Genomic DNA, 14,414 nt, shown 5'->3' on the forward strand with positions numbered 1-14,414 from the left:
TCAGGCAGCAATCCCGGTGTTGTCGGTCGGGTGCTGCGGGCCGTGGAGGCCGGTGTGGGTGAAGGTCACCGTGCGTTCGATGACGGTGATCCGGCAGGCCGGGCACCGCTGTTCGCGGGGCACGTGGCGCCGGCAGTCGATGACAGCGGTGGTACCGCCGCAGGAGACGGTGACCGGGTTGCGGCATGCGCCGCCGGGGTTGACGGCGACGATGGTGCGCCGGGTGTCGTAGGGGTGTGGTTCGTCAGGGTTGGCCGGGCAGGTGTGGGTGTAGTGGTGGACGTCGACCAGGTAGGCGGTCATCGGGCACCGCCGAGAGCGGGCACGTTGCCGTTGATCCGGGCCGGGTTGTCGATGGCGGCCAGCAGCTGGGCGGCGATAGCGGTGGAGGTGCCCAGGCGGGCGGCGAGCTCGTCGACGGTGATCGGCTCGGCAGACGTTTGCCGGTGCTGGACGATGACCATGCGGGCGGCCGGGACGAGCCGAGCCGGGATGGATTCGGTGTGTTCGCCATCGGTGATGGCCGGCGGTGCTGTCGGTGCGGTCGCGGCCGGGGCCGGAGGCAGGTCGACCGGTGCCGGTGTGTTGGGTGGCCCGGTCGACAGTGCCGGGGCCGAGGCGTCAGCTGGTGTGGTGACGTCGGTAGTGGCGGTACTCGCGGTGCGGGCCTTGATTTTATTGGCGGCGGCGAGTAGTTCGGCGGCTTGTTTGTCGATGGCGGTGAAGTCCGGGCGGATGCGTCCGGCGACGAGTTCGACGCCGATGACCAGGACGACGACCAGGGCGAAGACGATGCGCAGGCCGAGGTCGCCGGGGGCGGCGAAGTTGACGGTGGAGGACAGCAGGGCAGCGCCGATGAACACGGCCATGGCCCAGCGTTTGGCGTCCTTGGCGATGCCGTGGGTCCGGACGACGATCAGCATGGACACCATGGCGGTGTCGAAGATCGCCGGGGGTAGGTAGGCGAACAGGCCCGCGCCTTTGGTGGCGAGATAATGGGCCTGGTGCAGGTAGCTGGTCACGAGTGCGCCGATGAGCGTGAGCCGGTTGTAGCGCTTGACGCTCTCGATGGCTTTGAGCATGTTCGGCACGGCGCTCTTGGCGTATTCGGTAGCGAATTGTTCAGTCAGGCTCGATGCCGTGACAGGACCAGGGTCCGGGGCATCGGCTGGTGTGCTGCGTGTCTTGCGGAGTTTCATCGGATGCCTCCGCCGTTGGTGACGGGAACGATCGCGACGATCCCGTTGCACGTTTCGCAGCTGATGGCGGCCAGGTCGTCGGCGAGCATCTCGTTGATGCGGTCGTCGAGAGTTTCGAATTCGGCGGCGAACACGGCGGTGTCGCCGCATTCCTCACACCACCGCTGGGTGGGGCACAGCCGCAGCACGGGGCCGAGTTCCGGGTGGATTCCGGCGGGAGTCATGCCGTCGATGCACCACACACAGTCAGGTGCAGTGGTGTTGTCGTGGCGGTCGTAGAGGCTCATCGGGGTCCTCCGGGTTCGCATTGCAGGCATGCGCCGGTTGAGCGCGGGATGTAGTAGTCGCGGAGCTGGCCGCAGTGCCGGCACGTGCGCCGTGCTTGCAGGGCCTTGCCGATAGCGGCGAGCTGGGCTGGGGTGGCGTGCCGTTTGGCGGCGGCGAGGTCGCGGCGGTAGAGGTGCGCGGTGCGAACCTGTTTGCGATGCCGCCACAGGATTTGCGCGACGGGGTCGTTTCCGTTGGGGCGCAGGCCTTCCGCGCGGAGCTGGCGGCGGGTGGCCAGGTTGTCGGGGGCGTACCGGTACGGGAAGGTGGGGAAGCCGTAGTGGCTGCCGTCGGGGTCGTAGAACTCGATACGGATGCCGGTACGCGCACCGAGCGCGTCGAGAAACGGGTTGGTCAAGGCCGGGGCGGTCATCGGTCGTCGCCTCCCCAGCGCTGTTGGGCGGCTTGGCGGCTGATGCCGAGGCGTTGGCCGATTTCGGCCCAGGAGTAGCCGTGAGCCCGAAGGCCGGTCACGGCGTCACCGATGGCTTCGTCGAGCGGCCCAGAGAGGCCGACCATGTCGGTGAGGGCTTCCACATCGCCGGTGGCGACGCGGCGGGCGTAGGCGCGGATGATGCGCCGAACGAAGGCGGCGTATTCGTCGTTCTCGACGACATCCCGGCGACGGGGCTTGGGTGGCCGGCTTTCGCCGTTGCTGGGCTGAAGTGTCAAGGTCTGGTTGACGTAGGACAGGCTCACCGGGCACCCCCGGTGGGGTGGGTGGCCTCCCAGTCGTTGGCGGCATCGTTGAGGGCCTCGATGACCTCAGTGAGGGTTCGGCCGTCTTCGTCGTTCCAGCCTGCAACGACGTCAATCGCGCTGACCTGGTAGGCGAAACTGTCAATGTTTTCGTATTCAGGGCAGAGGTGGGAGGCAAGGACTCGCATAGCGCGGATGGCGTTGTCGGCGAGTTGGTCATCGACGGGGTCGATGTCGCTGAGGAAGTTGTCGGAGTCCAGGAACGGGCGACCGTATGCCGCAAACTTGATCGCTCCAAGGGAACAAGCGGGCGGGAAGTTCGCCTCAGCAAGGAGGTCGAAGAAGTCGCCCTGCAGCCAGCCGTACCGGGTCAGGTATTGAGCGGCACCGCGAAGCAGGTCCGCGGGTGTGGTCTCCTGGCTGATGACGATCGTGGGTGGATTTTGGGTAGCCTTCATGGCAGCCACGTCCCTCTCTCGGGGTGGTTGATGGATGGCTGGCAGGACCCGCCGTTGCTGGCGAGCGTTCGGAACGGGTCCTGTCGGCCGTGCGTTATGCAGTTGTGGGTTGGGCATCCGGTCAGCAGCCGGGGCAGTGCCGACGACGACGGCCGGTGCTGCGGGCCGCGAGGGCGGCGAGGATGGCGGCCAGGGCCAGGACGCTGAGGATGACTCCGGCGTGTGCGGCGATGAGTTCGACGAGCTCGCCGATCAGGTAGGCGGCCACGGCGATGAGTCCGGCGGCGGTGCCGGTGATCGTGGTGACGATGACCGCGATGCGGGTGCGGCGGGACCGCCGGACGCGGGTGCGGACGTGTTCGCCGACGGAGGTGACCCGGACGGTCCGCCGGTTGGTTTGGTGTTCGCGGATCCGGATGACGACCTGGAGGCGGTCGCCGGGTACCGGGCGGGGCGGGGTCAGAGCGACCAAGGTTCCGGCGTTGCGGTGGTTAGCCACGATGTTGGCGAGCTGGTCCGGGGTGCCGGTGACGGTGTGGTCGCGGGTGATGTAGTGGCCGGCGGCACGGTGGGGGACCGGTCGGCCGGTGCGGGTGTGGGTGGTCATGCGGCCATCTCCCATGCGGTTGTAATGGGTGGTGCGGGGGTAGTGATGCCGGAGGGGCGTCGCATCCAGGCGGCGTAGTCGGCGATGTTGTAGATCTGCTCGTCGCTCAGGTATGCGGCTTTGATCAGGTACGGGGCTCGTTTCCCGGCGCGGAGCAGTGCTTCTCCGGGGTTGTCGGGGTTGATTTTTGAGGCGTCGTAGCCCATGTCGGCGTGACCGTCTCCGAGGATGACGTCGGAGCTGCCGTTGGTGGTGCAGTGGAATGCGCAGCGGTAGCCGAAGAGGTCCCGCAGGCTGGCGGGGATGATGTCCCAGCTGGTGCGCTGGGTCGCGGCGATGACCGGCATGCCGCAGGCGCGGCCGAGTGAGACCAGGCCTCGCAGGAGTTGCTCGAACTCCTTTTGCTGTTCGGGTGTGCCGAGCACGGTGGTGAACATGGCGAGTTCGTCGATGATCGTGACGATGGTCGAGAGAAGATCTTCCCGACGGACTTTGCGCCGTCGTTGCGACAGGATCCACCGGTATCGGTTGTGGGCGACGGTGAGCAGCCGTCGCAGGACGCTGATGGCTTTGTCGATTTCGTCGCCGATGAATTCGTCGGCCACGTCGATGTAGGCGCCGAGTTCGACCCACTTGGCGTCGAACAAGACGAGGCGGGTGTTGTCGGCCAGGGCCGAGGTTCCGGCTGCCAGGTTGACGAGGCCGGATTTACCGCCGCCGGGTTCCCCGGCGATGAGCAGGTTGTGATAGACGACGTCGAGCATCACGTGCTCGCCGAATTCGTCGATGCCGACGAACATGGGGTCGAACATCGACAGGCCAGGGGCGACCGGTACCCGGCCTGTGCCGAGTGGATCGCGGGCGATAGTGGACATGGAAGTGGCCTCCAGTAGGCGATAAGCTGCGGAGACCGACGCGGAGGACGCGCTGCTTGGAGGCCGTTGCGGCCTTCGCGTCGGTTCCGATCTAGGCGGTAATCGGTGTGGTGATCGGGTCCCAGCCCGGAGCTGCACGCCGGATACGGCGGCGATGCGCTTCCTTCACGAACAGGGCCGCGTTGTGGGCGCAGGCCGACGCCAGCGTGAGGACGATGAGGCGTTGCGCCTCGGTCAGTCCGGTCTGGGTTTCGCGGGACGGGTCATAGCCGTCGAGCAGGAAGATGTTCATCAGCGTCTGTGACGCGGTCATCAGGTCGGTAGCGGTCTGCAGCAGGTGCGCAGCGACCTTGCGGCTGTTGGCCAGGTTGGCGAGCACCCACAGGTCCGCGTGCTGGGCGACGTCGCGGGCAGTGAGGCAGTTGACGTGTTCGGGCTGGTCGTAGGACGTCAGGTCGAAGGTCATGACAGGTGTCCTTTCAGTCCCAGGGGTCGAAGTCGTTGGTGTCGGCAGCCGGAGCAGGTTTGGCGTTAGCCGGCTTCTTGCCATTGGTGCTGGTGGCCGACTTGGCGGCCGTGGCGACCGGTGATTCGGCGGGGACGTCCGGCAGGTCGAGCGCGGCCGGGACGTCGGTGGGTGGCGTGTACGCGAACGGCATGCCGTCGATGTCGATGACATCGGGCAGGGGTGAGCTGACCTTGGCGGTCAGGACCTCACGGCGTTTGATGTCGAAGCGCAGGTAGGCGGCCTTACCGCTGTTGCTGGCGAGTTCGACCAGAGCCGAATCGGCGTGGCAGGTGACCGCGATTTCATCGAGGCGGTCCTGCAACTTCTTGAGCGACAGGCCAGGTCGCAGGTAGACCCAGACACGTTCCCCGACCGGGGTCGGGCGTGCCCACAGGATCAGCGGCAGGCTGCCGGACTTGTTGGCGATGATGAACTGCGAGAAACACACGCGCAGCCGGTGCCGGACGATGAAGCACCACACGAGGGCGATGACCCGGCGACGGATGACCGGGACAACGGCCGGTATGCCGACCAGGGGTACCAGGACGGCGAAAGTGACCAGGGTCGAGGTGGCATTGGCCAAGGCGATCCAGCCGTAGACGAGCGCCATTGCGGCGCCGATCTCAGGTGTCCACCACCAGAGCATCCGCAGCACCGGCCAGATCCGGACGAGCGTCCAGATGAAAAGGCCGGCTACGAAGGCGATGGGGAGGGCAAGCAGCCCGGCCAGGATCGGGTGCATGCGGTCGGACGCCACGGTCAGGGCGAGGATGCCGACGATTAGGGCGGTGATGATGAACGCCATCCGGGCGTTACGTGCTGAGGACCGCAGCACCTTCTGTTCGATGACGGTGACGGTTCCGGGCCTTCTGCCGAAACCGAAACCTCGGGTAGATTTGGACACGACACGTCCTCCCTGATGAGGGGTGGGATGGGTTGAGAAGGCGTGGGGTCGGCAGGTTCGCAGCCATTGACCGGCCCTACGTCGTTTCTTCGATCAGATGTCGAAGGCGGCGAGGCTGGCAGGGATGAAACCAAGTACCAGCCCCGCGCCACACTTCGGAAATGCTTCGGCCGTCATTGCGGCCGATGGTCGAGGATGCTGGAGAACCAGCGGGATTCCTGGACCGTCAGATTGACTCAGTAGAGATTCCGACCGCGATGGGTCGAGGGTTGCCACGGACACTGTGGCTTGGGTGTTCCGGTATTGCTCGAAGTGCTACTTGCTCGCCGAGGTACTCGTCAGGGGCTTCAGCGACGCCGCGCGGAACGCAGTGCCGTTACGACCGTTGGTAGCCCATGCCTTGGCCTCCAGCGCCTCGACAGCGACGAACTGACCAACCTCCACCGACGGAATCTCTCCTACCGTCGTGACGTTGATGACCTCGCCACCCGTCTCGTCGAGCGCGACGACCTGGGTCTGCCACATCGGACGGCCCGTTCCCCTCTCGGACCGCTGGTTGCCCTTCTCGTCCACCTTCGGCTGAGCCTTCTTCGCCACCGTGAACGTGATGCCGGTGGTGTCCACGTAGATCTTCACGAGGGATCCTCCCTGGTAGTGAGCACGTCCCCAGTGGACGCCTGCTCACCTTCAAGCTAACAACTGAATGGTCAGCGAGTCAACTGTTAGGAGTGAGATTCCTTGCAACTTCCACTCCTCGCGTGGCCGTAAGCCATGCCAGCAGGCAAAATGGCAGCAAGAGATCTGTTAGGCAACTGATATGCTGCCCAGATCAGACAGCGAGAGGTCAAACATGACATCGCATCCCCGCTTGACGCGGCCGGAGCCACTGCATCAGCAGATAGCTAGGAAGTTCCGAAACGACATCGCAGCGGGTGTACTGCACGACGGCTCGGTGTTGCCGGCCACCCGCGAGCTGGCAAAGCAGCACGGCGTCAGCGTCTTCACCATCAACGAAGCCATGAGGCTCCTAACGTCCGAAGGACTGGTTCGCAGCGAATCCCGATCCAAGAGGGTCGTAACGGCGCATGATCAGACTCGTCGGGACGAGATACGGCTTCGTCAACCCCGGGTCATCCTCATTGGTGGATATGCGGGCAGCGGCAAGACCGAACTTGGCAGAATCATGGCCCGGCAAACCGGCTGGCCGATGCTCGACAAGGACACCCTGACGCGGCCAGTGGTTGAGGCCGCATTGGAGATGCTGGGGCAATCACCGAACGACCGGGAGTCAGACACGTATCTCGAGCGCGTCCGGCCGCGAGAGTACGAAGCGCTGGCATCAGCAGCTACCGAGAACATCGAGTGCGGAAACAGTGCGATTGTCACCGCGCCGTTCCTCAAAGAGTTCAAAGACTCGAACTGGATTTCAAAAACGGTAGCCCGGTACGCGGATATCGGCGCACAGGTGACTCTCGTGTGGGTCTACTGCGACTTGGCGTCTATGCACACCTACGTGCGTCACCGAGGAGCAGCGCGCGACGCGGTGAAGCTGGCGAATTGGGACGAGTACGCAGCAACTGTGGACTTGGAAATCCGCCCGCAGGTACCGCACTACGTAATCGATAATTGCACCTCCAGCGAGCCCTTGCGAGACCAGGCTAAGCACCTGCTGAAGTCCGTCCTTGACGGCGAAGAGCTATGACCGAAGGTGTGATTCTCTACGGTCCTCCAGCCGCAGGTAAGGACACCATCACGGAGGCTCTGGTAGGGCTCAACCCGGCGTACCGGCTATTCCGAAGGCTAAAGTCTGGTCCCGGACGCACGACGGGTTACCGCATGATCGAACCCGGAGACCTTGCTGCGCTGCGCAAAGACGGCGAGGTCGTCTGGGAGAATCAGCGTTACAACGCCAGCTATGTCGTAGACCGTCAGGGGCTCGCGGACGAGCTCGCTGACGGTATCCCGATACTCCATTTGGGTCAGCCTGAAGCAATCCACAAGGTAGTCGAGGGGACCACAGCGACAAGCTGGCTAACGGTGTACGTATGGTGCCCTCGTGAAACGGCCATAGAGCGCATCATTGCGCGGGGGACTGGCGACCACCTGGCTAGGTTGGAAGCATGGGATGCGACACCAGTGCTACCAACAGCCCACGTCGAAATCAACAGCGCCGAGCTATCGCCGGAACAAGCCGCTCACGTGATCGATGCCGCTCGTGCGACGAGCTTCCGGTAGGAACACCGGTCAGCCGCCGAATAGCTGTTCAAACTTTCTGTACGTCTTCAAGGCGGCCCGAAGCGGGCCGCTCACTCCGTCGCTGGGGGCAGCGCACCGCCGCCCGCGGGGGATGCGGGCGGCGGCACGCTAAGCGCTCCCCAGCGACACTCGTGGAAAAGCGCGAAGGAGTCGGGCCTGCCGAAGGACTGGCGAAAGTCTCGGGTGCGGTCAAGGCGGCCGCCCGGGGTACGGCGTGGGCGGCGCGACCGAGCTGTCCACGCATGGCCGTAGCGCGGGGCGGGCCGAGAAGTGGTTGCGGTTACTGCGCCTCCGGCGGGGGCGCTCCGGCTCTGGGATGGCCGCACACCCCGTCACCCTCGGCCCGGGCAAGCCGAGCAGACCCCCGCCGGCGCCCACCGGCGTGGGTGCCTAGTGTCAAGGCCGTCTTGACGCGGCGGGTGCCGGCGGGGTCCCGCTCCCACGATGGGCGGGTCGAGGGTGACGGGATGGCTGAGCGAGCTCTCCTGTTATGGCCAGTCCGGGTCGGAGTCGGTGATGTCCGCGTAGTCGAGGGTCGGATCATCGTCAGTGGGATCACGTCTTGACGGCAGTCGGAAGCCGTGCAACTTCAAGCGAGAGGCGATACCGCCGATGTTGCGCTCGAACTCGTTGCTGAGTTCGAGCAGCGAAGCACTCGCACGATAGCGTTCTATGAGTCGGGCATCTTCGTCGGCCGACCACGGCTGCCCGGCCCGCGTATGGGAACGTCGGACTTCGTCGAGCTCGGCGGCGTATTCCGATTTGGTCAGGCCGAGCGCTTTGGCAGCACTGCTCAGCGTCATGGTGAGAGCTCTCGTGACCGGCACCAGGTCGCCGAGCGCGATAGTGCCGTGCAGGTTGCCCACCGTGCTGGCATCGACTTCGGTGGCGTCAAACGAGACGCTCGCTGTGCCGTCAGCGACAGTGACTCTGAGGGTGCAACGCCGTTCGTTGATCAGCATGTCGCGTGTGATGACGAGCCGGTCATTGGCTTCAGCCGCGTGGTTACCTTCCGCAGTCATGTAGTTACACTAGGGGCTCAATGTCGTCGATGCGACCGGCGGCCCGCTTGCCTGGAGGTTGTTCGGTGGATCAAGATCAACCGAGTGTAGATAAGAACGTACGCGCGATATATCTCGGCGCTAACACCGAAGCAGAGTTGTTCAATCGCGCGGCACAATGGGTTGCGAGCAAAGACGGAGCTGTTGAGATTCAAGCGGTTCACTGGCGACGGCATAGCTATGAACCGTCAGGCGACGATCCGATGCTTGAGTTGCACATCTACTTCGAGCCTCAGCCGGGTTGGTCGGACTGAATGCGGCTCTAGCTGCTATCTATCAGCGATCTAACCGTCTGCACTGGGCAGGATCCACCATGCAGGCGGCAACCCGGGTGCTGGAGGGGCAATCCCCAAGTGGCTCGAAACAATCCACTTTGAGGTATCACGATGTACCAGAATAACTAGCGCGTTGGCCAGGTGAGTGGCGGTTTCAACTACGTAACCACTGGAGCCCCCAATTGGCGTCAGAATTACTCTCGCATAGTCGTTGCCAATGAGCCGTTCCCGGCTCGCGATTCCTATGCTTTCAGGATCAAAAGCCTTCCATGCTTCGCTAAATTGCGCGGCTTCTATAGATGTGAACGCACGCCACAGTTCTTCAGGCTCTCGCCTAGAGGAGAGCGACTCGGCAAGCAGGGCGAGCTCCGCTTCATCATCGCTGATCTTGGTTTTGTTGTTTACTAACCAGTCCTGTACGCGACACAGCAGCCAGTTCGGTTCCGCCAGCTCCAGTGCTTCTTCGTACTTCCCCGCGTGTAGGAGGCTGACAAACCTCACGGCAACACCGACTTGGCCATAATCGGCATAACGCTCTTCTGCTTCTTCTGCAGACATTGCAATTGAAGCGGCAATCTTTTCTCCAGGATTCGCCCAGGTCAAAGGCGTTGCGTTCGCTGGTATTTCCGCGCTATCGGGAGCAATGTCTCGATTCATGAACATACCGGCTACTGAGATAAGCAGTAAGGCCGATATGGTTGCTGGGAAGATTGAATACCAAGCAAAATCGTTGCGGTTCCAGTAGTAAGTGACTGCTCCAAGTAGGCCCGCCAGTATGAGGGCAAATACGACGGTTCCCCATGCTACTGGCTTCTTAGGCGTTCCCAGCTTTTCGCCCGTAAGCCTTGCCACATCAACTACGATTCTTTTATGCATCCAGAGTGCGACTGGTGTGTGCTCTTTTAGAACCGTATTCGTGTCAAGCTCCTCCGCGAGGGCCAGATTCTCCTTGATATTCGTACGCAAACGCCGTTTGCGGCTGAGCACACCAACAGCGGCGCCTACTGGTGTCGCGACTGTAGCGACTGACTGAAGCAGTGCCACCCAATCCATTGCTTCCTGCTTCCCGCGAAGGGCCGAAGTCGTGATCTAGAACATAGTGGAGCAACCGTCGAGCCGCCGGCCAAACTATCTTGTCTTGTGGCTAGACTCCAGTTGATCTCAGCCTCCACGTCGCACGAGGTCGATCGACCCTTCTGGTTGCCACGCCGTTGGACACGACAGCGTGATCATCGATCGCCGTCCTTGACTTGTCCCCGCAGCCGTGAAGCATTGTCTGATGACTTCGTACGATCAACTCGTCGCGACCTTGCGCGAACATGCCCTCGATACGTCCAGTTTGGGATGGAGCGTCAAGATCCTTGGTGACTCGGTGACACATATCTTCGCCGCGACGAAGACTCGGCACTCCACGATGGCCGAGGCTTGGGCAGGCGCCCTCACGCTTTTCGAGAAGATCAAAGACACCGGATACAACCCGGTATACCGGATCGAGGTTGGTGTGGACTCCATGGACTGGCGAACTGAAGACGGTTCGCCAGATGGCTGGTACGGCACTGTGAAGACAGCGATCCGACCAGCCTCGGGTGACTAACTGGGTGACAATCGCGGGTGACGATGACGGATGTCCGTAGACGGCGGTGGACGAAGTCATGCAGGTCATCGGCATGTTGGCCGAGCTCACCCAAGATCATAAGTTGCCTGGGGGTCAAGGGGTCGCAGGTTCAAATCCTGTCAGCCCGACGTTGTGATGTCTCAAGACATCGGAAACGCCCGGACCTACGTTTTCGTGGGTTCGGGCGTTTTGTTGTTCGGGTTGGGCCGGGTGGCCGGCCGGTGGGCTGGTGGTCGCGTTGCGGGTCGATGGTGAGTTCTCTGAGGAGTTCGCCGGTGGTGGCGTGCAGGGCGCGGACGTCGAGGTTCTGGACGAGCAGGGTGACGTAGGTTCCGGCGTAGGTCTTGCCGACGCCGATGTGGCGCAGCCGGCCGGCGACGCGCAGGGTGACGGTGCCGGCTTTGCTGATCCGGTCTTGGCGGATCCGGTCGTGGGTTGCGGTGCCGCCGGTGCCGCCGGGGGTGGCTTTCGGGCGGGCGTGGTAGGCCGTGGCGGGGGTGGCCCGGTGGGGCAGGGATCAGTGGGGCCGGCGATGGTTGTACTCGTCGACGAAGGTGTCGATCAAAGCTTGTAATTGCGTGATGGTTACTGGTCGCGGTTGTTGGGCGTGGAGCCAGAGTTTAAGGGTTTGGTGGAATCGTTCGACTTTGCCGCAGGTGATGGGGTGGTTCGGCCGGGAGTTCTTTGCGTGATTTTCAGGCGGTGTAGTTCGTGTTTCAGGCCGTTGCGTCGCGGGTGCCGCGTTGGCTGCCGCCGGACAGCCGGGTGGTGAAGACCATGCCGTTGTCGGTCAGCGTGGACGCCGAGATCCCGTATTTGGCAACGGTTTCGCGGAACATGTGCAGCACGGTGGGGCCGGTGACGCGCCGGTGAGCGGTGACCCTGAGGGCGTAGCGGAAGTGGTCGTCGATCCAGCACAGGATTTCGATGTCGGCGCCGGGCCGGCCGTCGGGGTGGGTGAGCCGGTAATGGGTGAAGTCGGCTTGCCAGCATTCGTTGGGTGTTCCGCGGCGAAGCGGATGTAAGACGACCTGGGTCGTTTGGCCGGCTCCGCAACGACGAGGCCTTGGGCGGTGAGGTGCCGGGCGATCGTGGCTCGCGAGACCGTGACCTCGTGGGTGTGTTGCAGGTGCCACCGGATGGTGTCAGGGCCGGCGTCCAGTCCCCGTTCGGTGAGGTGTTTACGCGCGGCCACGATCAGCTCGACCGTCGATGGCTCGAGTGCGGTGGGTGAGGTGTGCGGGCGGCGTGAGCGAGGCTCGTAGGCGGCTTCGCCCTCGGCGCGGTAACGAGCCATCAGCTTGGACACCCAGCCCTTGGACATCCCGTAGGCACGGGCGACCTCGGCCTGGCTACGACCCTCGACAACGACAGCGGTGATCACGAGACGGGCTTTGGACACTCCACACGATCAACGCATCCAGCGTTTCCGATGTCCCGACACACTGTTGCCTATGTCTTGAGACAGGGGTTTCCTATGTCCTGAGCCAGGACACTGTCAGCCCGACAAAATCTAAGCGGTGACCTGCGGAAACGCAGGTCACCACTTTTGTTGGCGAAGTATGCCCCCCGAAAACCCCCCGTTTTGGGCGCGGCGTCCACGTGAATGGGCTACCTCTGGCCTGGACTGGCGGTAGGGTTCCGCCGCGTAGTTGGGGGAGACCGTTCCGTTCAAGGATCCTGCGTTTGACCCGACCAGATCATCTTGGCTGTCCCCGAACCCGGGCTGGCACCTCGCCGCCCGCCCTTTGCGGGATCACGGGGCCGTGGTGGCCAGGTCGTTGAGCGCGGCGCTGATGACGGGCCGGCAGATCCGCAAGGTGTCTTCGTCCGGCGCGTCGCCTCTGCGGATCTGCGGTCGTGGATGGACAATGATCGCTGACCTCGGCGGCCGCCAGGGGTTCATCACGGTGCAGGTACTCGCGGGGATCTACCAGACGTGGCACCACAGCCTCGACTGCGCCCGGGGCGTCACGTCGAGCGTGTAGCTGCGCGGTGAACCGTGCGCGGGCGTGATGTGCCGCCGTCGTGGGAGCCAACGTTGTCCCACTGGTCTGTTGCAGCAGTTTGCGCAGGTCGGCGGTGCTGCGGTAGACGGGGGAGGTCGTCGCCGCCGCATGTCACCCGGAGCGATGCCTTCGAGGGTGTTGTCGTCAAGGCCTTCGAGCACCCGCCGACGGCCGCCGCGACCCATGATCGCGACGGCCGTATCGGGTGGAATCAGCGCTGCCGGGTGAGCAGGCCGGGCCGGTAGGGCAGCAGGCCGTAGTCGCCGCCGGAGTTGGTGGCGCGGCCCTGGTAGAGCAGTTGCAGGTTGCAGGGGTCGATGGTGTTGGTCTGGTCGGCGCTGGTGCGCAGCAGCTCGCCGTGGCTGATGTCGTTGGTCCAGGTGGCTCCGCTGTTGGCCTTGCCCGCGAACGGGTTGTTGTAGGTGGTTGCGTTCGGGGTCCAGGTGCCGCTCAGGCTGGTCGCCGTGAACGAGCGGAAGTAGCGCTCCCACGAGCTGGTCCGGGCCTCGATGATCATCAGGTACTGGTTCTGGCCCTGTACCTTGTAGACCTGCGGCGCCTCGAAGATGTTCTCTGAGGTGTCGCTCATGATGGTGGTGTAGTTGGCGCCGAAGCTGCCGGGGAAGTTGCCGATCGGCATGATCTGGCGGTAGATCTTGCCGTTGTCACCGGCGAAGAAGAGGTACATGTTCTGGTCGTCGCCGATGATCGTCTGGTCGATCACGCCGGTGCCGGAATCGGTGATCTTCGCGGTGGACAGTGTTTGCGCGGCCGACCAGCCGTTGGCGTTGGCCGGGTTGGTCGAGGTGCGGTAGGAGAATGAGGTCGGGCCCCACTGGTGGGCCAGGATCCAGATGTTCTTGGGTGCGAAGTAGAACAGCGACGGCGCGACGGTGCCCTGGTTCATGGTGTTCTGGGTGGCCGAGCCGAGCTGGTTGAGGTTGTCGACGAGGCCGAAGTTCATCGAGCCCCAGCCGCCGGTGGCGCTGCTGCTGTGGGTGGTGGCGTAGACGAGCTGCTTGCCCTGGTAGGGGGCGATGGTGAAGTCCTTGAGGGAGGCCCATCCGGACTTCGGCTGGGCCAGCGGGCCGGTCGAGCTCCAGCGGTACGACGACGGCAGGGAACACGTGGCCGGCGGTGTCGTCGGGGGCGGCGTGGTCACCGGCGGCGTCGTGACCGGTGGGGTGGTGGCCGGCGGGGTGGTGGTGCCGCCCGTACAGGTCACGCCGTTGAGCGCGAAGCTCGAGGGCACCGGGTTCGCCGAGGTCCACGTGCCGCTGAAGCCGAACGACACCTGACCGCCGGTGGCCATCGAGCCGTTGTAGCTGGCGTTGCGGGCCGTGACGGCGGAGCCGGACTGGGTCACCGTGGCGTTCCAGGCCTGCGACACCGACTGCCCGGACCCGTACGACCAGGTCAGCGTCCAGCCGCTCACCGGGTCGCCCAGATTGGTGATCGCCACGTCGGCGTTGAAACCGCCCTGCCACTGCGACGACACGGCATAGCTGACCGAGCAGCCCGCGGCGGCGGCGTCGGCGGGCAGAGCCACGAGCGCACCGGTTGCCGCCAGCAAGCCGACACCGGCCGCGGTGACACCGGCCTTTCTGTTCCTGAGATGCAT

General features: G+C 64.1%; 20 protein-coding genes and 1 pseudogene. 4 read left to right on the plus strand and 17 right to left on the minus strand.

The genetic code is table 11. The features are described 5' to 3' along the window. From M1L60_RS13075 to M1L60_RS13125, 11 genes are all read right to left on the minus strand, one after another. The gene (locus M1L60_RS13075) at nt 1-303 is read right to left on the minus strand and encodes a hypothetical protein (RefSeq protein ID WP_253237651.1); all 303 of its coding nucleotides are present in this window, start codon (nt 301-303) and stop codon (nt 1-3) included. After that, nucleotides 300-1,199 carry a DUF2637 domain-containing protein gene (locus M1L60_RS13080; RefSeq protein WP_438862099.1) on the minus strand — a complete coding sequence of 300 codons (900 nt, stop codon included), beginning with the start codon at nt 1,197-1,199 and terminating at the stop codon, nt 300-302. Before M1L60_RS13080 ends, M1L60_RS13075 begins: the two co-directional genes overlap by 4 nt. Further along, nucleotides 1,196-1,486, minus strand: coding sequence for a hypothetical protein (locus tag M1L60_RS13085; protein ID WP_253237653.1), 291 nt, complete (start codon nt 1,484-1,486; stop codon nt 1,196-1,198). The genes M1L60_RS13080 and M1L60_RS13085 overlap by 4 nt, the downstream gene beginning before the upstream one ends. Continuing rightward, nucleotides 1,483-1,899 carry an RRQRL motif-containing zinc-binding protein gene (locus M1L60_RS13090; protein ID WP_253237654.1) on the minus strand — a complete coding sequence of 139 codons (417 nt, stop codon included), beginning with the start codon at nt 1,897-1,899 and terminating at the stop codon, nt 1,483-1,485. Before M1L60_RS13090 ends, M1L60_RS13085 begins: the two co-directional genes overlap by 4 nt. Continuing rightward, a complete protein-coding gene (locus tag M1L60_RS13095; RefSeq protein WP_438862106.1) occupies nt 1,896-2,219 on the minus strand; it encodes a hypothetical protein in 324 nt (107 codons plus the stop codon). The genes M1L60_RS13090 and M1L60_RS13095 overlap by 4 nt, the downstream gene beginning before the upstream one ends. Before the next feature lie 2 nt (nt 2,220-2,221). Continuing rightward, nucleotides 2,222-2,683 carry a DUF6197 family protein gene (locus M1L60_RS13100; RefSeq protein WP_438862107.1) on the minus strand — a complete coding sequence of 154 codons (462 nt, stop codon included), beginning with the start codon at nt 2,681-2,683 and terminating at the stop codon, nt 2,222-2,224. 121 nt (nt 2,684-2,804) lie between these two features. Further along, the gene (locus tag M1L60_RS13105) at nt 2,805-3,290 is read right to left on the minus strand and encodes a hypothetical protein (RefSeq protein WP_253237656.1); all 486 of its coding nucleotides are present in this window, start codon (nt 3,288-3,290) and stop codon (nt 2,805-2,807) included. Continuing rightward, nucleotides 3,287-4,165: an FtsK/SpoIIIE domain-containing protein gene (locus M1L60_RS13110; protein ID WP_253237657.1), complete on the minus strand. Its 879-nt coding sequence runs from the start codon at nt 4,163-4,165 to the stop codon at nt 3,287-3,289. The genes M1L60_RS13105 and M1L60_RS13110 overlap by 4 nt, the downstream gene beginning before the upstream one ends. A gap of 91 nt (nt 4,166-4,256) precedes the next feature. Further along, complete coding sequence (locus tag M1L60_RS13115; protein ID WP_253237658.1) at nt 4,257-4,631, minus strand: hypothetical protein; 375 nt, start codon at nt 4,629-4,631, stop codon at nt 4,257-4,259. Between the two features lie 13 nt (nt 4,632-4,644). After that, on the minus strand, nt 4,645-5,577 hold the full coding sequence (locus M1L60_RS13120) for a hypothetical protein (protein ID WP_253237659.1): 933 nt from the start codon (nt 5,575-5,577) through the stop codon (nt 4,645-4,647). A 315-nt stretch (nt 5,578-5,892) separates the two neighbouring features. Continuing rightward, the gene (locus M1L60_RS13125) at nt 5,893-6,213 is read right to left on the minus strand and encodes a hypothetical protein (RefSeq protein WP_253237660.1); all 321 of its coding nucleotides are present in this window, start codon (nt 6,211-6,213) and stop codon (nt 5,893-5,895) included. Nucleotides 6,214-6,445: 232 nt separating this feature from the next. Here M1L60_RS13125 and M1L60_RS13130 point away from each other — a divergent pair, with 232 nt between their 5' ends. Next, nucleotides 6,446-7,279, plus strand: a complete 834-nt coding sequence (locus M1L60_RS13130) for a GntR family transcriptional regulator (RefSeq protein WP_253237661.1) — start codon at nt 6,446-6,448, stop codon at nt 7,277-7,279. 134 nt (nt 7,280-7,413) lie between these two features. Then, nucleotides 7,414-7,812, plus strand: coding sequence for a kinase (locus tag M1L60_RS13135; protein WP_253237662.1), 399 nt, complete (start codon nt 7,414-7,416; stop codon nt 7,810-7,812). 509 nt (nt 7,813-8,321) lie between these two features. On the opposite strand, the gene M1L60_RS13140 is transcribed toward M1L60_RS13135, so the two are convergent. Both M1L60_RS13140 and M1L60_RS13145 read right to left on the minus strand, forming a co-directional pair. After that, entirely contained in the window at nt 8,322-8,855 is a 534-nt protein-coding gene (locus M1L60_RS13140) for a hypothetical protein (protein WP_253237663.1), read from the minus strand. 323 nt (nt 8,856-9,178) lie between these two features. Continuing rightward, nucleotides 9,179-10,156 carry a hypothetical protein gene (locus M1L60_RS13145; RefSeq protein WP_253237664.1) on the minus strand — a complete coding sequence of 326 codons (978 nt, stop codon included), beginning with the start codon at nt 10,154-10,156 and terminating at the stop codon, nt 9,179-9,181. A 292-nt stretch (nt 10,157-10,448) separates the two neighbouring features. Between M1L60_RS13145 and M1L60_RS13150 the strand changes: the two genes are divergently transcribed. Both M1L60_RS13150 and M1L60_RS13155 read left to right on the plus strand, forming a co-directional pair. After that, nucleotides 10,449-10,763: a hypothetical protein gene (locus M1L60_RS13150; protein ID WP_253237665.1), complete on the plus strand. Its 315-nt coding sequence runs from the start codon at nt 10,449-10,451 to the stop codon at nt 10,761-10,763. 250 nt (nt 10,764-11,013) lie between these two features. Beyond that, nucleotides 11,014-11,358 carry a hypothetical protein gene (locus tag M1L60_RS13155; protein ID WP_253237666.1) on the plus strand — a complete coding sequence of 115 codons (345 nt, stop codon included), beginning with the start codon at nt 11,014-11,016 and terminating at the stop codon, nt 11,356-11,358. Here M1L60_RS13155 and M1L60_RS48260 read toward each other — a convergent pair. From M1L60_RS48260 to M1L60_RS13165, 4 genes and pseudogenes are all read right to left on the minus strand, one after another. After that, the gene (locus M1L60_RS48260) at nt 11,302-11,445 is read right to left on the minus strand and encodes an integrase core domain-containing protein (RefSeq protein WP_369077228.1); all 144 of its coding nucleotides are present in this window, start codon (nt 11,443-11,445) and stop codon (nt 11,302-11,304) included. The two genes, M1L60_RS13155 and M1L60_RS48260, sit on opposite strands and share 57 nt — an antisense overlap. A 55-nt stretch (nt 11,446-11,500) precedes the next feature. After that, nucleotides 11,501-11,920: a DDE-type integrase/transposase/recombinase gene (locus tag M1L60_RS13160; RefSeq protein WP_253237667.1), complete on the minus strand. Its 420-nt coding sequence runs from the start codon at nt 11,918-11,920 to the stop codon at nt 11,501-11,503. Next, nucleotides 11,872-12,186 (minus strand): annotated as a pseudogene (locus M1L60_RS48265) (helix-turn-helix domain-containing protein); the annotation flags it as partial. The gene M1L60_RS13160 and the pseudogene M1L60_RS48265, both read right to left, overlap by 49 nt. An 818-nt stretch (nt 12,187-13,004) precedes the next feature. Continuing rightward, entirely contained in the window at nt 13,005-14,414 is a 1,410-nt protein-coding gene (locus tag M1L60_RS13165) for a non-reducing end alpha-L-arabinofuranosidase family hydrolase (protein ID WP_253237668.1), read from the minus strand.

This window comes from Paractinoplanes aksuensis (assembly GCF_024137025.1).
In the GTDB taxonomy this organism is placed as follows: Bacteria; Actinomycetota; Actinomycetes; order Mycobacteriales; family Micromonosporaceae; genus Actinoplanes; species Actinoplanes aksuensis.